We start from the raw sequence: 18,728 nt of genomic DNA on the forward strand, positions 1-18,728 counted from the left end.
AATTTTCTTGCGCCGCAGCGCAACATAATTTCAATGTTAAGAAGTATGCGTAGAAAATACGCCAGAGCGCGCGTGATCTCCGAGAACTACGCGGGATTTCTAAACAGAAATTTAATGGTTTTAGCTGACCGTCAGCCTCGACCCAATGATTAGGGGAGTCTTAACCAGTCAAAATGCCCCGGCCCTGGCCGGGGCGCTCTTGACCCGCGGAGGCGCGGGTCAAGTCTATCAATACGCTTCTAGAACAAGCGCTTACCAGGAGGTGATGACCGTGCCCTGATAGCTTTCATCGATAAAGGTTTTGATCTCATCGGAGTGATAGGCCTTGAGCAATGTCTCAACCCATGCCGCTTCCTCGTCGCCTTTGCGGACAGCGATGACGTTCACATAGGGGTTCTCGGCGCTTTCCATCGCGATGGAATCTTCCTTGGGGCTGAGGCCCGAGGCGATCGCGTAGTTGGTGTTGATCAAAGCCGCATCCAGATCGGCCAGCGAACGCGGCAGTTGCGCGGCGTCGAGCTCCTTGAAGGACAGATCTTTGGGGTTCTCAGTGATGTCGAGGACGGTGGGCACCAGACCTGCGGCCTCATCGACTTTGATCAAACCGAGTTCTTGTAGAACCAACAGCGCGCGGCCACCGTTAGTGGGATCGTTCGGGATGCCGAATGTTGAGCCTTCTTCGAGATCGGCAAGATCGGTGATCTTGTCGGAATAGACGCCCATCGGGGTGGTGATCGTGTTGCCGACCACGCTCAGCTCAAAGCCGCGGTCTTTCATCTGCGCTTCGAGATAGGGCACGTGCTGGAAAGAGTTCGCCTGAATGTCGCCATCGGCGAGCGCTTGGTTCGGCACCACATAGTCAGAGAATTCGACCACATCGATTTCAAGGCCCATAGGCTCCGCGATGCGGGCGACTTCTTCCATGATTTCGGCGTGTTCACCGGGGGAAACGCCGACCTTGATTTCCTCGGCGGCAGGGCCGGTGGCCATCAGCGCCAGAACGGAGGTGAGTGTTGTAAGACGAAGCATAGTAGTCTCCTTAGATTGAGAGAACGGATGTAAGGCGCGGCCTATTGACCGCCACTTTTGGTGGCCCGTTTGTCCACGGCGCTGGCGATACGCTCGCCAATGGATTGCACAAGCTGCACCAGAACGATGAGGATGATCACGACAATCGCCATGACATCGGGCATAAACCTCTGATATCCATAGCGGATACCCAGATCGCCCAGACCTTCGCCGCCCACGGCGCCGACCATGGCGGAGTAACCGATCAGGCTCACGATGGCGAGGGTGAGGCCCAGTGTGATGCCGGGCAGCGCCTCGGGCAGCAGCACCTTGCGGATGATCTGCAGCGGTGTCGCACCCATGGCACGGGCGGCTTCGATCAGACCGGAATCGACCTCGCGGATGGCGTTTTCCACCAGCCGGGCGATGAAGGGCACCGTGGCGATGGTCAGCGGCACGATCGCCGCCGTGGTGCCAATGGAGGTGCCGGCGATCATGCGGGTGAAGGGAATGATGGCCACGACCAGAATGATGAACGGCACGGAGCGCGTGGCGTTCACCAACAGCCCGAGCACCTTGTTCACCCATGGCGACGACAGCAGTTCTCCGCGTTGCGATGTGGCCAAAAACAGCCCCAGCGGCAGGCCGAAGAGCGTGCCGAGGATGGCCGAAATCGCCACCATATAAAGCGTTTGCCCCGTGGCTTCGATCAATAGGTTTATCAGGTTAGCCGACATAGCCCAGCACCTCCGTCAGAAGCCCGTGTTGTTCCAAAAAGGCCCGCGCTTGGGCGGCCTGCGCCACGGGCATCGACACCAGCAGGTTGCCGAAGGGCCGCGTGCCGATCTCTTCCACCGCACCGGCAAGGATATTGACCGGAATGCCCATCTCTTGCGTCAATCGCGCCAGCATCGGATCGGTGGCATGGGTGCCCGCAAAGGTGACGCGGATGACCTCTTCGCCCCCCGCCGTGGGCGGGGCTTGGGTCAGGCGGTCTTTGACGAAGGCAGGCAGGGTAACGCCCGTCACGCCCGACAGGAAGGACCGCGTCGTCGCATGTTGCGGCGCGGTGAAGATGTCATAGGTCTCCCCATGCTCCACGATGCGGCCCGCGTCGATCACTGCCACATGGCTCGCGATGTCGCGCACCACGGCCATCTCATGGGTAATCAGCAGGATCGTCAGCCCCAGATCGCGGTTAATGTCCTTCAAAAGCGCCAGAACCGTTTGGGTGGTTTCGGGGTCGAGCGCCGATGTCGCTTCATCCGAAAGCAGCACCTTCGGCCCGGTGGCCAAGGCCCGCGCGATGCCGATGCGCTGTTTCTGCCCGCCCGAAAGCTCCGCCGGATAGCGCCCGGCCTGCGCGCTGAGACCGACACGGTCGATCAGGTCGGCCACCCGCGGCTTGATCTGCGCGCTCGGCATTCCCGCCACTTCGAGCGGCAGGGCGATATTGCCCGCCACAGTGCGTGAAGACAGCAGGTTAAAGTGTTGAAAAATCATGCCAACGTCACGGCGTATCGCGCGCAGCTTGCCGCCCTTCGCAGTGCCGACATCCTCACCCCCGACCAGCACTTTGCCGGTCGTCGGACGCTCCAACCCGTTGACCATACGCAGCAGGGTCGACTTGCCCGCCCCCGAACGTCCGATGATCCCAGTGATAGAGCCGGGTGCCACGTCGAGGGAAATCCCTTCGAGCGCGTTCACGGTCGCACCGCCCGCTTTGGTAAAGGCCTTGCCGACCTTGTCAAAGGCGATCGAGGCGCCTTCTGTAGTGATATCAGTCATTTTCCGTCCGGATCGGGGTGGGTTTCGAGTGGTGCCCCCGTAGATAGAACCCCTGCGGGCGATGCAAGGCATGATCATGCATAGCTGCCTTGTTTCTCGGGCCTATCTCTCGCAGCCGCATTCGCCCCTTGTGCCGCAAATCGATGGGGATGATTATATTCACGAATCGGAATGAATGATGGGAGGGGAGCAGATGAAGATTAACAGACGGATGGTGCTGGCCGGAATGGGGGCGGCCGCGCTCGCCCAAACGCCGCTGCGCGCCTTCGCCATGACCTCGGCCCAGATCGGCGGCTATGAGTTCATCAGCGTAAGCGACGGCAATCTGGTACTGCCGCGCAGCTTTTTCTTCGAAGGTTTGCCGCAAGACGCGCTGGCGGAGGCTTTGGCGCCCTTCGACCTGCCGCAAGACCAGTTGGAGCCGCCTTGCAACCTGACGCTTTTGCGCAATGACGAGCGGGTGATCCTCTTTGACGCGGGCGCGGGCCCTGCCTTCATGCCCTCCGCCGGGTCGCTGCTTGACAGCCTTGATGCCGCAGGCGTCGTGCCGGAGGCGGTGACCGATGTGGTCTTTACCCATGGCCACCCCGACCACCTGTGGGGCGTGCTGGACGATTTCGACGATCTGGTTTTCCCCAATGCGCGCTACCATATGGGCCAAGTCGAATGGGACTATTGGCGCGATCCGGCGACGGTGGACCGGATTGGCCCGGCCCGTGCCGCCTTTGCCGTGGGGGCCGCGCGGCGGCTGGAAGCGATTGAGGATCGGGTGAGCCATTTTGCCGATGGGGACGAAGTGCTGCCCGGCATCACGGCGCAGGCGAGTTTCGGCCATACGCCCGGGCATATGTCTTTCCTTCTAGGCGCGGGCGGTGATGCGCTGTTGATCGGCGGCGATGCTATTGGCAACCACCACCTTGCCTTTGCCCGCCCGGGCTGGGCCAGCGGATCGGACCAAGACCCCGAGCAAGGCGCGAGGACCCGGCAGCGCTTGCTGGATCGGCTGGCGCAGGAGCAAATCTGGTTGATGGGCTTCCACCTGCCGCAGGGCGGATTGGGCCGCGTAGAGCGCCGTGGCGACGGCTATCGTTTTCTGGGGGCCGCGCAATGAAGCACCTGATTTGCGCCGCCGCCCTTCTGCTCGGCTCGAACGCCATGGCCAGCGAGGATATCGCCGATAAATACCCCGGCTCCCTGCTCTACGACAAACCCTATGAAGTCATTCCCGGCGTCTTTTCGGCCATCGGTGCGACGGCCCCGCCCACCTATGAAAACGCAGGCCGCGTGTTCAAGCAGATGGAGTTCGAGTAGCCCCCCCGCTACTTCCCCGCGAGGCTGAAGGGCTGTGATGCGGCCCCGTCGCGATACCAGCGCATGATCTTGCGGCGCTCTTCTTCCTCCATGAAGGACACATTGGCGGGGGGCATGGCGTTGGTCACCCCCGCTTGCAGATAGATCTGCCGCGCGGCGCGGGCGATGTCGGCGGGTGTTTCAAGCAGCAACCCCTTGGGCGCGCGGTGGATGCCGTCGTAGAACGGCTCGCGCGCATGGCACATAGCGCAACGCCCCGGCACGATGCTGGTGACATCGTCAAAACCCGCGGCCTCGGCAAAGACCTGTTCTGTCGGCGTCAGCTCGCGCGCCTCGGCGGCCTCGATGTCGTCCTGCATCAGCGGCGCGGTCGACAGCCACATGATCGCCACGAACAAAAGCGCGGTCACGCCCCATGTCCAATGCGGGCCCTTGCCGGTTGCGTGCATCGTGTTGAAGTAATGCCGGATCGTCACGCCCATCAGGAAGACCAGCGCGGCGATCAGCCAATTGTACTCGGTCGCGAAAGCCAGCGGGTAGTGGTTGCTAAGCATCAGGAAGATGACCGGCAGCGTCAGGTAGTTGTTGTGGGTCGAGCGCAGCTTGGCGATCTTGCCGTATTTCGCGTCCGGCGTGCGCCCTTCTTGGAGGTCCTTCACCACGATGCGCTGGTTCGGCATGATGATGAAAAACACGTTCGCCGTCATGATCGTCGCTGTAAATGCCCCCAGATGCAGCAGCGCCGCGCGACCCGTGAAGACTTGGTTGTAGCCCCAGGCCATCGCCACCAGCAGCACGAAGAGAAGCAGCATCAGCACCGTGGGCCGGTTGCCGAGTTGCGATTTGCACAGGAAATCGTAGATCAGCCAGCCCAGCGTCAGCGAGCCCGCCGAGATCAGGATACCTTGGAAGACCGAGAGGTCCGCCTTGGCCGGATCGATCAGGTAAAGCTCCGCCCCCGCCCAATAGACGACCATCAAGAGCGCCGCGCCCGAGAGCCACGTCGAATAGCTCTGCCATTTGTGCCAGATCAGGTGCTCGGGCATGTTTTCGGGTGCCACGAGGTACTTCTGGATATGGTAAAACCCGCCGCCATGGACCTGCCATTCCTCGCCGAAGGCTCCGGCGGGCAGATGCGGCACCTTGCGCAGGCCGAGGTCGAGCGCGATGAAGTAGAAGGACGCGCCGATCCATGCCATGGCGGTGATGACATGCACCCAGCGGATGGCAAAGCCGATCCAGTCCCAGATGATGGCTAAGTCGTGCATGAGGTCTCTCCGGATGATTCACCGAGCAGACTATTCAATCGCGGATTTTACCGCTAGATTTGGCATTCCCTAAACTCTATCAAAAGTTCCCGATAAATGTCCTATTTCGACAACATCCGCACCTTCGTGCGTGTCTACGAGCTTGGCAGCATGTCGGCGGCGGCGCGCGACCAGCGGGTCTCGCCTGCCGTGGCCTCGGCGCGGATCACGCAGCTGGAGGGGCATCTGGGCGTGCGATTGTTCCAGCGCACCACGCGCAGCCTCTCGGCCACCGAACAGGGGCGGATTTTCTACGATGGCGCCTGCAAAATCCTCGCTTCCGTGGCCGAGGCCGAAGCGGGTATCGAAGACGTCACTGACAATCCGCGCGGCACGCTGCATGTGGCGGCCCCCTTGGGCGTTGGGCGACGGCTGATCGCACCGCATGTGCCTGCCTTTGCCGAAGCCTATCCGCTGGTCGATCTGCGGCTGCGCCTCAGCGACCGTAAGCTCGATCTCACCGCCGAAGGGTTGGACGTGGCCTTTTTTCTGGGCCGTCCGCAGGATTCCACACTACGGATCCGCAAAGTGGCCGATTGCGAGCGCGTGCTCTGCGCCAGCCCGGCCTATGTCGCGGCGCGTGGGAATCCGCGCTCGGGGGCCGAGATCGACCGCGGCCAGCACAATTGCCTTAACCTGCGCTTTCCCGGCGCGACCGAATTTCAATGGCAGCTACAAGGCCCTGAAGGCGCGGTGAAATACGACGTGCGCGGGCGGTTTGAAAGTGACGATGGCGATGTGCTGACCGATTGGGCGCTGGCGGGGGCGGGCATCGCCATGAAACCGATCTTCGAGATCGCCGAACATTTGCAAAGCGGCGCTTTGGTGCGGGTCGTGGAAGACACGCCGCCCCTGCCCGTTCAGATGGCCTGCCTCTACACCCATCGCCGCCATCAAGACCCCAAGACCCGGCTTTTCATGGATTTCATGATCGCGCGGATGGAAGACGCGCTAAAGGTCTAGCTGCCCCGATAGGTGGAATAGCCGAAGGGCGAGAGCAGCAGCGGCACGTGGTAATGCGCGGCCTCGGACATGCCGAACCGCAGCGGGACGACATCCAGAAAGCGCGGTTCCTCTGCCGGGACGCCCTGCGCGTCGAGGTAATCGCCGCAGTGGAACAGCAGCTCATAGGTGCCGGTCTGGAACTCCGCCGCGGGCAGGATCTGCTCATCGGTGCGGCCATCGGCATTGGTGGTGAGGCTGCGCAGATGGGTGCGCGTCTCGCCCTTCAGACGATAGAGGTCGATCTTCAGCCCCGCCGCCGGGCAGCCGCGCGCGGTGTCCAATACATGTGTTGTCAGATAGCCTGTCATCATACCCTCCGTGCCTAACCCTTGATCGCCCGCGCCGCGCCCGAGCGAAAGTGCCCTTTTCACGATAGTCTTTCAGGAATTAATTGAAAGCAATCCAAGACCTTCCGGTCTAGACAGAGAACGACAGAAGGAGAACGACATGACTCGCTACCCCCGCGACATGCAGGGTTACGGCCCCACCCCCCCAGATGCACAATGGCCCGGTGGCGCGAAGATCGCCGTGCAGCTGGTGCTGAACTATGAAGAAGGCGGTGAGAACAACATCCTGCATGGGGATGCGGCGTCAGAAGCGTTCCTGTCCGAGATCGTCGGCGCCGCGCAATGGCCGGGCCAGCGTCATGCCAATATGGAATCGATCTATGAATACGGCGCGCGCGCCGGGTTCTGGCGGCTGCACCGTTTGATGAAAGACCTGCCCGTCACGGTCTATGGCGTCGCCACGGCGCTGGCGCGCTCGCCCGTGCAGGTCGCCGCGATGATCGACGCAGGGTGGGAGATGGCGACCCACGGTCTGAAATGGATCGAACACAAGGACATGGCAGAAGACGCAGAGCGCGCAGCCATCGCCGAGGCGATCCGCCTGCATACCGAAGTGACAGGCCAAGCGCCGCGCGGCTTTTACTGTGGGCGCTCGTCCGAGAACACGCTGCGCCTTGCGGCAGAGACCGGGCAGTTCGCCTATGTCGCCGACGCCTATGCCGATGACCTGCCCTATTGGATGGAGGTCGGTGACCGCGACCAGTTGATCGTGCCCTATACGCTCGACGCCAACGATATGCGTTTCGCCACGCCGCAGGGGTTCAACGCAGGCGCGCAGTTCTTCGACTACCTCAAAGCCAGTTTCGACGCGCTTTACCGCGAAGGGGTCGAGGGCGCGCCGAAAATGCTCTCGGTCGGGTTGCACTGCCGCCTGATCGGCCGCCCCGGGCGGGTCGAGGCGCTGCGCCAGTTCATCGAATACGCCCAAAGCCACGAGGGCGTTTGGTTCGCCACCCGTGAGCAGATTGCCGATCACTGGGCCGCCACCCATCCGCACCAGCGCCGCGCGCGTCCCAGCCAGATGGACCGCGAGACCTTCGTCGCCGAATACGGCAGCATCTTTGAGCACTCTCCGTGGATCGCCGAGGGCGCCCATGCGCTGGAGCTTGGCGCGGGTCATGACACCGCCATCGGCCTGCACAACGCTCTGGCGCGGATCTTCCGCTCCGCCTCAGATGCGCAGCGCCTCGGCGTACTGCAAGCCCACCCCGATCTGGCGGGCAAACTGGCGCAGGCCAAGCGGCTGACGGCTGAGAGCACCTCGGAACAGGCCGCCGCGGGGCTGGATGCGCTGACGGATGAGGAGCGGGAAACTTTCACCCAGTTGAACGACCGCTATGTCGAAAAACACGGTTTCCCCTTCATCATCGCCGTGCGCGACCACGACAAGGCGGGCATCCTCGCCGCTTTCAAGCGCCGCATCGACAATGACCGCGACACCGAGTTTGCCGAGGCATGCCGCCAAGTCGAACGGATCGCGCAGCTGCGCCTGAAAGACCTGCTGCCATGAGCAGGCAGATCCTGCTTCAGCCCCTCACCGCCGAGGCTTTCGCCCCCTTCGGCGAGGTGTTGGAAGTGCGCGGCGCGCCCGACAAGATCATCAACCAAGGGCTTTGCGGACGGCACCACGATCTGGCCGATCTCGACTTTGGCGGGGGCCGCGCGGGCATCAGCGTCTTTAACGCAGAGCCGCGCGCCCTGCCCTTCACCCTTGAGATGGTCGAGCGGCATCCGGTTGGCGCGCAGGCTTTTCTGCCGATGCACCAAAACCCCTATCTCGTGGTCGTCGCCCCCGATGACGCAGGCCGCCCCGGCCCCCTGCGGGCGTTTCTCGCAGGCCCCGGTCAGGGCGTGAACTACCGCCGCAATACATGGCACGCGGTTTGCTGCCCGCTGAGCGCCCCCGGTCTTTTCGCCGTGGTCGACCGGATCGGCGAAGGCGACAATTTGGAAGAACATTGGTTCGATCAGCCGTGGGAGGTGGTCGCAGCCAAGGAATAACCGTCATGCCCTCATCAGAAGCGGCAGACGGGATCGGTCAATAGGGAGAATGACATGACTGACGCTTCACTGGGCACGCCGGCGCAACTGCGCGACCCGAATTATACCCCCGCGCTGTCCAAGGCCGTGCCCTTGGGCATTCAGCATGTCTTGGCGATGTTCGTCTCAAACGTGACGCCCGCGATCATCGTGGCGGGGGCTGCGGGCTTTGGCTTTGGCTCGGACGCCGGGGCGCAGGGGTTTCCGGACATGACCTATCTGATCCAGATGTCGATGCTCTTTGCGGGCATCGCCACGCTGTTTCAGACCATTGGCATGGGTCCGGTGGGGGCGCGGCTGCCTATTGTGCAGGGTACGAGTTTCGCCTTCCTGCCGATCATGATCCCGCTTGTCGCGGGCAAAGGCGTCGAGGCGCTGCCCGCGCTCTTTGGCGGCGTGCTGGTCGGCGGGCTGTTTCATGTGCTGTTGGGCACTTTCATCGGACGCATCCGCTTTGCCCTGCCGCCACTGGTAACTGGGCTGGTGGTGACGATGATCGGTCTCGCGCTGGTCAAGGTGGGCATCCAATATGCCGCCGGGGGCGTGCCCGCGATCAACAGCCCCGAATACGGCAGCCTGTTGAACTGGTCGGCGGCGCTGGTGGTGATCGTGGCAACGTTGGGGCTGAAGTTCTTCGCCCGGGGCATGCTGTCGGTCTCCGCCGTGGTGATCGGCATTGGCGTGGGCTATCTCTATGCGCTGGCGATGGGGATGGTCACCTTTGAGGGCATCGCCACCAGTTGGAACCGCGCCGCCGCCGTGGCGCTGCCCGTGCCCTTTGCCTATGGGTTCGAGTTCAGCTTTGCCGCCATCGTCGGTTTCTGCCTGATGGCCTTCGTCTCGGCGGTTGAGACCGTCGGCGATGTCTCGGGCATCACCAAGGGCGGCGCGGGGCGTGAGGCGACGGATGCCGAGATCACAGGTGCCACCTATGCCGACGGTTTGGGCAGCGCGGTGGCCGGGGTCTTTGGAGGTTTTCCCAACACCTCTTTCAGCCAGAACGTCGGCCTCATCGCCATGACCGGCGTGATGAGCCGCCATGTGGTGACCGTGGGCGCGCTGTTCCTGATCCTTTGCGGACTGGTGCCCAAGGTCGGCGCGGTGATCCGCACAATTCCCATCGAAGTGCTGGGCGGCGGGGTGATCGTGATGTTCGGCATGGTGGTCGCGGCGGGCATCTCGATGCTATCGGACGTGAACTGGAATCGCCGCAACATGGTGATCTTCGCGATCTCGCTCTCGATCGGTCTGGGGCTGCAACTGGACCCCAAGGCGGTGCAATACCTGCCCGACACGCTGCGGGTGTTGATGACCAGCGGGCTGCTGCCTGCCGCGCTGATCGCGATTGTGCTTAACTTGGTGTTGCCTGAGCAATTGTCGGATGAGGCGACCGAGGAGGTCTCCGGCGGGCTTTCGGGGCATGGTTCGGGGTCGTTGGAGAAGCGGGTTTGATGATGAAGGGGCGCCCGATGCGGCGCCCTTTTGTTTTGACCAACTCGGCTCGACACAATGCGATAGGCAACCGGCTAGCGCATGTAGCTTAAGACCACCGATTTTGGAAACCACCTTGGCCCGGAATCAAGCCGCAGGCGCCGGGCCATCGCCTGCCCGCCCCACCGGGTAGGCGATTTGGCGAGGCTGGGCGCGACCTAGCGAGCACACATCATGACTGAACCATAAAGTGGCACGAACCAAGGTATGTTCGCCCACCCGCGGGCAGGCGATGGCCCTCACCGCTTCACCGCAGCTTCATATGCCGGTTCACATCCTTATAAAGCAAATACCGGAACGGCCCCGGACCACCTGCGTAGCAGGCCTGCGGGCAAAAGGCGCGGAGCCACATGAAATCACCCGCTTCGACCTCGACCCAATCCTGATTGAGCCGGTAGACCGCCTTGCCCTCCAACACATAGAGCCCGTGTTCCATCACATGAGTCTCGCAAAAGGGGATCACCCCACCGGGCTGTAGTGTGACGATGGTCACATGCATGTCATGGCGCAAATCGTTGGGATCCACGAACCGCGTCGTCGCCCAGACCCCATCGGTATCAGGCATCACATTCGGCTCGATGTCCTGCTCGTTCAGAACCAGCGGATCGGGGCGGTCCAACCCCTCCACCGCCTCATAGGCTTTGCGGATCCAGTGAAAGCGCGTCACGGCGCCGCTGTCGTTTTTCAGCGTCCAATCGGCCCCCGCGGGGATATAGGCATAGCTGCCCTCGCGCATCGCGTGCTGCTGGCCCCCAATGGTCAGGGTAAAGCCACCCTCGACCACGAAAAGCACCCCCTGCGCCTGCGCATCAAGCTCGGGCCGGTCCGAGCCGCCACCGGGCTGCACTTCCATGATATATTGCGAGAATGTCTCCGCGAAGCCGGTCATCGGGCGGGCGATGACCCAAAGCCGCGTACCCTCCCAAAACGGCAGGAATGAGGTCACGATATCGCGCATCGTACCGCGCGGGAGAACGGCATAGGCCTCTGTAAAGACGGCGCGATCTGACAAAAGCGTTTTTTGATCCGGGTGGCCGCCGGTGGGTGCGAAATAGCTTGGGGGGGTCATCAACTCTCTCCGTCGGGATGGACTGCAGAATTGCCGCTTCCCAGGCCGAGGCCAAGGGTTTTATCGCTGAAGGATTGTTCGGGGATATTTGATAGTCCCGACCCCGCTTAGGGGGGAGCAACAAACCGGCCCCGCCTGCCGGGACCGGTCTGCGCAGAGAGCAGCCTCAGAAGAAAGCCGCCGCTTCCAGCTCAACTGTGATCACCCCGATAATTGCGCCGTCCGATGGCTCCGTGATCGGCATCGAGACGCGGCTTTGATGGGCCTTCGACCTCTCGTCAACGGCCACCTGATCGATCACGAAAATCCCCGACGGCGGCGAAAAACGGTTGCTGTTCTTGGGCTTGCCGCCCTTGAAATAGACCGAGGCGCTGCCGCTGGAGACCACGGTCAGCCCATAGGCATCCAGCAAAGTCACCCCGGCGATCTGACCCTCGGCGCGGGCGATCTGCGTTTGGAGAAAGGCCGCGGCAATCGGGGCTTTCGGCTGAGCCACCCCGGCGCCCGGCCCGGTGACTGCCGCCGGCGTGACCGCCAGCGCATTCATTTCGCGGTGCCGCGCGTTCTGCTGTGCAATCGCATCGACAATGCGGGCATCATTAACCCAAGACAGCAATTCGCGGTCGATGTAATCGGTCACCGCCCAAGGCACTTCGGAGGCGGAAACCTTGAGCCCGGAACACAGGATGAAGATGAGCGATACAAGTGGCAGGTGTCGTAGCATCGGGGAGCCCTCATGAGGTAGGCGGCACAAATACCGCGGGAGAGCTACACCCTAAGGCTTGACTGGTTTACGCCCCATGAACGGCGATGGCGGGTTAGGCTTCTTCGCCCTTAAACCCTGTCGCCACCACGAATTTCTCCGATGAATCGGGGCGGCTGGCAGGTGGTTTGATATTGGCGACCTTGGCAAAACGGCGCTTGAGCAGCTTTTGCAACTCACCTTCCGCGCCGCCTGCCAGCACCTTGGCTACGAATGTGCCGCCTTCTTCCAGCACATCGAAAGCGAAATAGGCCGCCGCCTCGCAAAGCGCGATGATGCGCAGGTGGTCGGTCTGTTTATGCCCGGATGAGGCCGCGGCCATGTCCGACATCACCACATCTGCCTTGCCGCCGAGCCATTCCTTGACCTTGAGGTCGGCGTCATCCTCCATGAAGTCGAGCTGGTGCAACTCGCAGCCCGCAATCGGCTCCATCTCTTGTAGGTCAACGCCCAGAATGGTGCCCTGCGCCTTGCCCTTCTTTTCGCCCAGCACGTTGCAGCGTTTGACGGCGACCTGACACCAACCGCCCGGCGCGGCACCAAGGTCGACCACCCGCGCACCGGGGACGAGGAAACGATATTTATCGTCCAACTCCATGATCTTATAAGCCGCCCGCCCGCGATAGCCTTCGGCCTGCGCGCGTTTGACATAAGGATCGTTCAACTGCCGCTGCAACCAACGGGTCGAACTGAGCTTGCGCCCGCGTGCGGATTTCACCTTGACCTTGAGGTCACGCTGACCGCGCCCCGAGGTGTTCTTTCCGTCCGGTGTCTTGGCCATCAAAAGACCCCTTCTTCTAATACGCCATCGGCGCTCATCTGTGCATATAGCAGGCCTTCGCGCAAACCGCGATCCGCAACTGACAGCCTGTCGGTCGGCCAGCAGCGCATCAAGGCTTGCAGGATCGCAGCCCCCGACATGATCAGCGCCGCCCGGTCTTGCCCAATACGCGGATCGGCGCGCCGCCCGCCCGGCCCCATGGCGATATAGGAATGGATCACCTTGTCGATCTGGGCGCTGGTCATGCTGAGGCCGTCGACCTTTGTCCGGTCATAGCGCTTCAGGTTCAGGTGGCTTGCCGCCACGGTGGTCACGGTGCCCGAGGTGCCGACGATCTGGAACCGCTTTTGCGACTGGATCGTCTGATAGGGCGTAAAATCGGTGAGGTTCTCTTCGAAAAACCAGCTCATCAGGGCAAAGCGCGCGGCATCGTCTTCGACGTCAGAAAATTGATCGCGCAGGGTGGCCACCCCCAATGGCACGCTGATCCAATCCACCACCCGGGCGGCGGGGACATCGGATTTCGCCTGATAGAACCCGCCCTGAAGCCGCATGATTGAGCGTGCGCGGTCGGCCCGCGGCACTTTGGAAATGTCGATCCAGACCAGTTCGGTGGAGCCGCCGCCGATGTCCACCACCAGCAGGTTTTCCGTCTTGCGGCTGACCAGCGGCGCGCAGGAAATCACGGCGAGCTGGGCTTCTTCCTCGGGGCGGATAATGTCGAGCTTGAGACCGGTCTCGCGCTGGATACGGCGCATGAACTCCGCCCCGTTCTGCGCACGGCGGCAGGCTTCGGTCGCGACAAGACGCATGTTCTGCACCTTGTTGCGCCGCAACTTTTGCTGACAGATGCGCAATGCCTGAATGGTGCGCGCCATTGATCCGCGCGAAAGCCGCCCGGTCTTTTCCAAACCGGCACCTAATTGCACCGATTTCGAAAAACTGTCCACCACATGGAAACCGCTGCCCCGAGGCTGGGCGATCAACATGCGGCAGCTATTTGTACCCAGATCTAGGGCCGCATATAGCTCATTAGATCTGGGCGGAACTGGCGCGGGGCTCAGAGCCGGAATGTCCTTATCGAGCGCACCCGCACCTTTGGGACGCTGTGGCGCCATGGTTACGCGCCTTTCATATCGAGTTGCCCCCAAGGTATTCCCTGCGCCCAGCCGGTGCAAGTGGTAGCGGTGCCTTGGGCCAATTTCCGCGGCGTCCGCGGGCCGCCCTCGCCCCGCCATCCGGGCCACCTCACAATCATCTTGAGAATAATGGGGGCGCCGCCCCCTCGTGATGACAGGGCTAATGCGCTATCACCTCTCCCAAGTCGCGGATGGGTCGTGTTTCGTCGAAAAACGGCCCTGTCCTGACCGCGACGCTCGTTAGACAGGTTTAAACCGGAGGAATCGTCCCATGCCCGCAGTCACCATCGTTTACTGGCGCGACATTCCCGCTCAGGTGATCGTCGGCAAGGGCCGTCGCGGGTCAAAACGCCCCCTGCCCGAACGCTTTGAGCAGGCCATCGACCGCGCGGCGATGAAGGTGGGGGCCGCCACTACCGATGCCTATCTCGCGGAATGGCGCAAGGCAGAGCCTTTTGAGCTCGAGGGCGATCCCGACAGCATCGCCGATGCCGAAGCCGCCCGCATCGACGCGGAATACGACCGCGACCGGATTAAGCAACTGATTGACAACGACGGCTGGGCATAGCCTGCCAGCCCTATGATCAAGGACACGCTCATGGCACTTTTGAACTTCCGCAAAAAGGAAACACCGGCCCCAGAGGCGCCGGTGGCCGAAGTCGAGGCGCTGTTGAAAGATTACTCGATCGAGGTGATGCCCCGCACCGCCGAAAAGGTTGAGGATTGCCGCGCCCTGCTGCCAGAGGGCACCCGTGTCTATATCGCCCATATCGACGGCACCCCGATCGAAGATATGGTCGCCACCGCCGCGCGGTTGAACGCGGATGGGTTCAAGGTCATGCCGCATTTCCCGGCCCGCATCATCAAAGACCGCGCCACACTGGCCGATTGGATCGCCCGCTATCAGGGCGAGGCCGATGTGCGCCAAGCGCTGCTGCTGGCGGGCGGTGTCACCACCCCGGCTGGGGAATTCAGCGACTCGATGCAGTTGATGGAAACGGGGCTGTTCGACAAGGCGGGCTTTACCCGCCTGCATGTCGCCGGCCACCCCGAGGGCAACCGCGATATCGACGCTGACGGCGGCCGTCTCAACGTCGATGCGGCGCTGAAATGGAAGAATGATTTCCAGACCCGCACCGATGCCGAAATGGCCATTGCCACGCAATTCGCCTTTGACGCGCAGCCGATCATCGAATGGGCCGACAGTCTGAAGGCCGCTGGTATCACCCTGCCCATCCACATCGGCATCGCGGGCCCCGCCAAACTGCAAACGCTGATCAAATTCGCCATCGCCTGCGGTGTCGGCCCCTCGCTCAAGGTGCTGCAAAAGCGGGCGATGGATGTCACCAAGCTGCTGTTGCCCTATGAGCCGACAGATGTGATCAGCGAACTAGCCGCCCACAAAGCGGCGCACCCGGATTTTAACATCACCCATGTGCATCTGTTCCCGCTGGGCGGGATCAAGACCAGCGCCACATGGGTCCAAGAGAATGGCGGCGCCTCTGGGGTGCCCGCCGACGCAGCCTGAAGGAAGTTACATGACCAGAACCGTCATCGAATCCAAGACCAAGACCGCCGTCATCGGCTTTGACGAGCCGTTTTGCGTGATCGGAGAGCGGATCAACCCCACGGGCCGCAAGATCCTCAGCCAAGAGCTGGAGCAAGGCAATTTTTCACGGGTCGAGGCGGATGCCATCGCGCAGGTCGCCGCAGGCGCCACGGTGCTCGACGTGAACTCGGGCGCGGTCTTCTCCAACAAAATGGCCGAAGACCCGCGCTATGCCGACAACAACTTTGTCGAGCCGATGCTGATGCCGGAGCTAATCAAAGTCGTGCAAAACGCCGTCGACGTGCCGATCTGCATCGACAGTTCGGTCCCCGGCGCGCTGGAGGCGGGGCTAGAGGCCTGCGAAGGTCGCCCGCTGCTGAACTCCGTCACCGGAGAGGAAGAGCGGCTTGAAGTCGTGCTGCCGCTGGTCAAGAAATACAACGTGCCTGTCGTGGCAATCTCCAATGACGACACAGGGATCTCCGAGGATCCGGATGTGCGCTTTGCCGTGGCGAAAAAGATCGTCGAACGCGCCGCCGACTTCGGCATTCCCGCCCATGATATCGTCGTCGACCCGCTGGTCATGCCGATTGGCGCCATGGCGACAGCGGGCCATCAGGTCTTTACCCTTGTCCGCCGTTTGCGCGAGGAGTTGGGCGTGAACACCACCTGCGGCGCCTCCAACATCTCCTTCGGGCTGCCGAACCGTCATGGCATCAACAATGCCTTCCTGCCCATGGCGATGGGTGCGGGCATGACGAGTGCGATCATGAACCCGGTGGCCGTGCCGCTGAACGCCACCAAAATCGCCGAAAAACGGGCCGAGATTGCCGCCGCGGGGATTATCCTGCCCGAAGATATGGATGACGAGACTTTTGCGACGCTCTTCAACCTAGGCTCGACCAAACCCCGCCCGGGCAAGGAGATGGAGGCCATCCGCGCCGCCAACTTCCTCTTTGACCGTGACCCTCACGGCAGCGCTTGGATTGAGTTCAACAAAAGCGCGCCCAAAGCGGGGCAAGAAGGCCGCGGTCGCGCGGGCCGCTCAGGTGGGCGCCGCCGGCGCTAAGACCGCCTGACAAGATCGAAAAGCCCCGCCAGCATCGCTCGGCGGGGCTCTTTTCTATACGGGCAGGTGGAAGTCTGAAACGATGCTTTCCGGCGCTACTCCGCCCGGTTCCCACTCACCAATTCTTGGATCGCAGCCATAACGGCGGCTACATGATCGGGGTCTTTTGCCGCGCTATGCGGCTCATTGAACCCGCCCATGTCATTGTCAAAATAGGCGCCGGAGGCCCCTGCGAACTCATCCGAAAGGGCTGTTCGGGCAAGAATGTCGGCCCCGATGCTCAGGTCGTTCCCGGCGACGCCAAAGCCTTCCTTCACCATCTTCGACGCCAAGAGAGAGCCCGGGTTCACCGCGATGAAGAGCGGCCCGTCCTGATGGGCGCGGGCCATCTCTTGGGTCCAGATCGTGATCGCCAATTTGCTCTGCGCATAGGCCGCCATATCGTCGAGCGCCACCTCGCCCCTAAGCGCGGCCACCTCCACCGGCGCCTGCGCGGCGGACGAGAGGTTCACCACCCTGCCCGCTTTGGGAAGCACCGGCAGCAACAGTTGAACCAGCAGATAAGGCGCCAGCGTGTTGACCACGAAACGCGCGTCCAAGCCCGCCTCGGTGCGCGGCTCAGGCAGTTTCAGGACACCGGCATTGTTGATCACCACGTCGATCTGGCTGTGATCAATGCGCAGCGCCTCTGCCAGCGTCACGACCTCTTCCAGCCGCGACAGGTCCGCGCGGTAAGTCTGAGGATTGCCCCCCACCTCCGCCGCGGCAGCGCTGAGTTTCTCGGCACTGCGCCCGTGCAGCAAAACGCTATGCCCCTGCGCGCTGAGCTTTTTGGCGGTCAACAGACCGATACCGTCGGTCGCGCCGGTGATGAGGATCGTCTTGGTCATCTGTCTCTCCTTACTTGGTCTCTGCGCGGGGATGGGAGTGGCTCTGCGCGATCACCACCCGCCCAGAACCTGCTTGCCGATCACCCGCCCACTTTCCTGACGCTCATGGGCCGCGCGAAGGTTTGCCACATTTATCACGCCCGCATGTTCCGTCACGGTAGAGCGCAAAATGCCTGCGTCGATCATCTGCGACACCCGGTTCAACAGGTCGCGCTGCGCAGTCATGTCCTCGGTCTGGAACATCGAGCGTGTGAACATGAACTCCCAATGCACGCTTAGGGCTTTCGGTTTCGCCGCTTTCATATCCAGCGTCTCAGGGTCGTCGATCAGCGCGATCTGCCCGCGCGGCGCGATGGCTTCGATGATGGCGGGCCAATGCGTATCGGTGGCCGTCAGCGCGGCGACATAGCTGGGCGTGAGATCGAGCGCGGCAAGCTGCGCCACCAGATCGCCCCGGTGATCCACCACATGATCCGCCCCCATCTTGCGCACCCAATCTTGGGTCTCTGGCCGCGAGGCGGTCGCGATCACGGTCAAACCGGTCAGGGCCTTTGCCAGTTGAATAAGGATCGACCCCACGCCCCCGGCCCCGCCGATGACCAATATCGCCTCCCCTTCGCCAGCGCCCTCTGCCAGCCGGAAGGAATCGAACAGCATCTCCCAAGCCGTGATCGCGGTCAGCGGCAGACCGGCGGTCTCCACGAAATCAAGGGTTTCCGGCTTTCGCCCGACGATCCGGGAATCGACCCTGTGGAAGGCGGCATTGGTCCCCGCGCGGGTCACGTCCCCGGCATAGAACACCTCATCCCCCACCGCAAAATCGGTAACCTCTGCGCCCAGTTCCACGACCACGCCCGCGGCGTCAAAGCCCAAGACCTTCGGACCATCCTCAGGCGCCGAAAGCGCGCGCAGCTTTACATCCACCGGATTGACCGAGATGCCCTTCACCTCCACCAAAAGGTCATGTGGTCCGGGTGTGGGACGCTCGACTTCAAGCATCTCCAAAACCTCTGCCGGCCCGGTGGTATTATAGCCGATGGCTTTCTGTAGCCGCAAAGCAGTAATGTCACCCATCGGCAAAGCAGAAGTGTCACTCTCCTTGCATACGGTAGCGAGGATTAGTGGACATGGGATGGGTGACGATGAGTGAGCGCGAGTTGAACCGCGTTGA

Annotated in this window: 19 protein-coding genes and 1 pseudogene; 9 read left to right on the forward strand and 11 right to left on the reverse strand. The window is 62.3% G+C overall.

Translation table 11 applies throughout. From position 1 onward, the window contains the following. Positions 1–252: 252 nt before the first annotated feature. Genes J7392_RS12535 through J7392_RS12545 form a run of 3 tightly spaced genes read right to left on the reverse strand, consistent with a single transcriptional unit; the run spans position 253 to position 2,796 of the window. Positions 253–1,029 carry a MetQ/NlpA family ABC transporter substrate-binding protein gene (locus tag J7392_RS12535; protein ID WP_209217826.1) on the reverse strand — a complete coding sequence of 259 codons (777 nt, stop codon included), beginning with the start codon at positions 1,027–1,029 and terminating at the stop codon, positions 253–255. A gap of 41 nt (positions 1,030–1,070) precedes the next feature. Then, positions 1,071–1,745, reverse strand: a complete 675-nt coding sequence (locus tag J7392_RS12540; RefSeq protein ID WP_209217827.1) for a methionine ABC transporter permease — start codon at positions 1,743–1,745, stop codon at positions 1,071–1,073. Next, positions 1,735–2,796, reverse strand: coding sequence for a methionine ABC transporter ATP-binding protein (locus J7392_RS12545; RefSeq protein ID WP_209217828.1), 1,062 nt, complete (start codon positions 2,794–2,796; stop codon positions 1,735–1,737). Before J7392_RS12545 ends, J7392_RS12540 begins: the two co-directional genes overlap by 11 nt. 193 nt (positions 2,797–2,989) lie before the next feature. On the opposite strand from J7392_RS12545, the gene J7392_RS12550 reads away from it, so the two are divergent. Together J7392_RS12550 and J7392_RS12555 are read left to right on the forward strand one after the other, a co-directional pair. Then, on the forward strand, positions 2,990–3,907 hold the full coding sequence (locus tag J7392_RS12550; RefSeq protein WP_247744564.1) for an MBL fold metallo-hydrolase: 918 nt from the start codon (positions 2,990–2,992) through the stop codon (positions 3,905–3,907). Beyond that, positions 3,904–4,077: pseudogene (locus tag J7392_RS12555) on the forward strand (MBL fold metallo-hydrolase); the annotation flags it as partial. The gene J7392_RS12550 and the pseudogene J7392_RS12555, both read left to right, overlap by 4 nt. Before the next feature lie 38 nt (positions 4,078–4,115). Here J7392_RS12555 and J7392_RS12560 read toward each other — a convergent pair. Beyond that, positions 4,116–5,375 (reverse strand): urate hydroxylase PuuD, encoded by a 1,260-nt coding sequence (locus J7392_RS12560; RefSeq protein ID WP_209217829.1) that lies wholly within the window; start codon positions 5,373–5,375, stop codon positions 4,116–4,118. A 96-nt stretch (positions 5,376–5,471) separates the two neighbouring features. Here J7392_RS12560 and J7392_RS12565 point away from each other — a divergent pair, with 96 nt between their 5' ends. Then, a complete protein-coding gene (locus tag J7392_RS12565; RefSeq protein WP_209217830.1) occupies positions 5,472–6,377 on the forward strand; it encodes a LysR family transcriptional regulator in 906 nt (301 codons plus the stop codon). Here J7392_RS12565 and uraH read toward each other — a convergent pair. Further along, a complete protein-coding gene (gene uraH / locus J7392_RS12570) occupies positions 6,374–6,727 on the reverse strand; it encodes a hydroxyisourate hydrolase (RefSeq protein WP_209217831.1) in 354 nt (117 codons plus the stop codon). The genes J7392_RS12565 and uraH overlap by 4 nt on opposite strands. 139 nt (positions 6,728–6,866) lie before the next feature. On the opposite strand from uraH, the gene puuE reads away from it, so the two are divergent. Genes puuE through J7392_RS12585 form a run of 3 tightly spaced genes read left to right on the forward strand, consistent with a single transcriptional unit; the run spans position 6,867 to position 10,258 of the window. Next, positions 6,867–8,276, forward strand: a complete 1,410-nt coding sequence (puuE, locus tag J7392_RS12575) for an allantoinase PuuE (RefSeq protein ID WP_209217832.1) — start codon at positions 6,867–6,869, stop codon at positions 8,274–8,276. Then, positions 8,273–8,767 carry an ureidoglycolate lyase gene (locus tag J7392_RS12580; RefSeq protein ID WP_209217833.1) on the forward strand — a complete coding sequence of 165 codons (495 nt, stop codon included), beginning with the start codon at positions 8,273–8,275 and terminating at the stop codon, positions 8,765–8,767. Before puuE ends, J7392_RS12580 begins: the two co-directional genes overlap by 4 nt. Before the next feature lie 54 nt (positions 8,768–8,821). Beyond that, positions 8,822–10,258 (forward strand): nucleobase:cation symporter-2 family protein, encoded by a 1,437-nt coding sequence (locus J7392_RS12585; RefSeq protein WP_209217834.1) that lies wholly within the window; start codon positions 8,822–8,824, stop codon positions 10,256–10,258. A gap of 286 nt (positions 10,259–10,544) precedes the next feature. On the opposite strand, the gene J7392_RS12590 is transcribed toward J7392_RS12585, so the two are convergent. The 4 genes from J7392_RS12590 to J7392_RS12605 all read right to left on the reverse strand — a co-directional run bounded on the left by J7392_RS12590 (position 10,545) and on the right by J7392_RS12605 (position 14,028). Continuing rightward, positions 10,545–11,366, reverse strand: coding sequence for a bifunctional allantoicase/(S)-ureidoglycine aminohydrolase (locus J7392_RS12590; protein WP_209217835.1), 822 nt, complete (start codon positions 11,364–11,366; stop codon positions 10,545–10,547). Positions 11,367–11,532: 166 nt separating this feature from the next. Continuing rightward, a complete protein-coding gene (locus J7392_RS12595; RefSeq protein WP_209217836.1) occupies positions 11,533–12,090 on the reverse strand; it encodes a hypothetical protein in 558 nt (185 codons plus the stop codon). A gap of 94 nt (positions 12,091–12,184) precedes the next feature. Then, complete coding sequence (locus J7392_RS12600; protein WP_067266264.1) at positions 12,185–12,910, reverse strand: RlmE family RNA methyltransferase; 726 nt, start codon at positions 12,908–12,910, stop codon at positions 12,185–12,187. Then, positions 12,910–14,028, reverse strand: coding sequence for a Ppx/GppA phosphatase family protein (locus J7392_RS12605; RefSeq protein WP_067266266.1), 1,119 nt, complete (start codon positions 14,026–14,028; stop codon positions 12,910–12,912). The genes J7392_RS12600 and J7392_RS12605 overlap by 1 nt, the downstream gene beginning before the upstream one ends. A 292-nt stretch (positions 14,029–14,320) precedes the next feature. On the opposite strand from J7392_RS12605, the gene J7392_RS12610 reads away from it, so the two are divergent. From J7392_RS12610 to J7392_RS12620, 3 genes are read left to right on the forward strand one after another with little or no spacing between them, the layout of a single operon-like run. Next, positions 14,321–14,617, forward strand: a complete 297-nt coding sequence (locus tag J7392_RS12610) for a virulence factor (protein ID WP_209217837.1) — start codon at positions 14,321–14,323, stop codon at positions 14,615–14,617. Between the two features lie 30 nt (positions 14,618–14,647). Then, positions 14,648–15,577, forward strand: coding sequence for a methylenetetrahydrofolate reductase (locus tag J7392_RS12615; protein ID WP_209217838.1), 930 nt, complete (start codon positions 14,648–14,650; stop codon positions 15,575–15,577). A gap of 10 nt (positions 15,578–15,587) precedes the next feature. After that, positions 15,588–16,667, forward strand: a complete 1,080-nt coding sequence (locus J7392_RS12620) for a methyltetrahydrofolate cobalamin methyltransferase (protein ID WP_209217839.1) — start codon at positions 15,588–15,590, stop codon at positions 16,665–16,667. 95 nt (positions 16,668–16,762) lie between these two features. Here the strand turns inward: J7392_RS12620 and J7392_RS12625 are convergent, their stop codons facing one another. Further along, positions 16,763–17,557 (reverse strand): SDR family NAD(P)-dependent oxidoreductase, encoded by a 795-nt coding sequence (locus J7392_RS12625; protein ID WP_209217840.1) that lies wholly within the window; start codon positions 17,555–17,557, stop codon positions 16,763–16,765. A 51-nt stretch (positions 17,558–17,608) separates the two neighbouring features. Continuing rightward, entirely contained in the window at positions 17,609–18,631 is a 1,023-nt protein-coding gene (locus J7392_RS12630) for a zinc-binding alcohol dehydrogenase family protein (protein WP_209217841.1), read from the reverse strand. Positions 18,632–18,728 lie beyond the last annotated feature (97 nt).

The sequence above is a fragment of the Sulfitobacter sp. R18_1 genome (genome assembly GCF_017743915.1).
GTDB lineage: Bacteria > Pseudomonadota > Alphaproteobacteria > Rhodobacterales > Rhodobacteraceae > Sulfitobacter > Sulfitobacter faviae.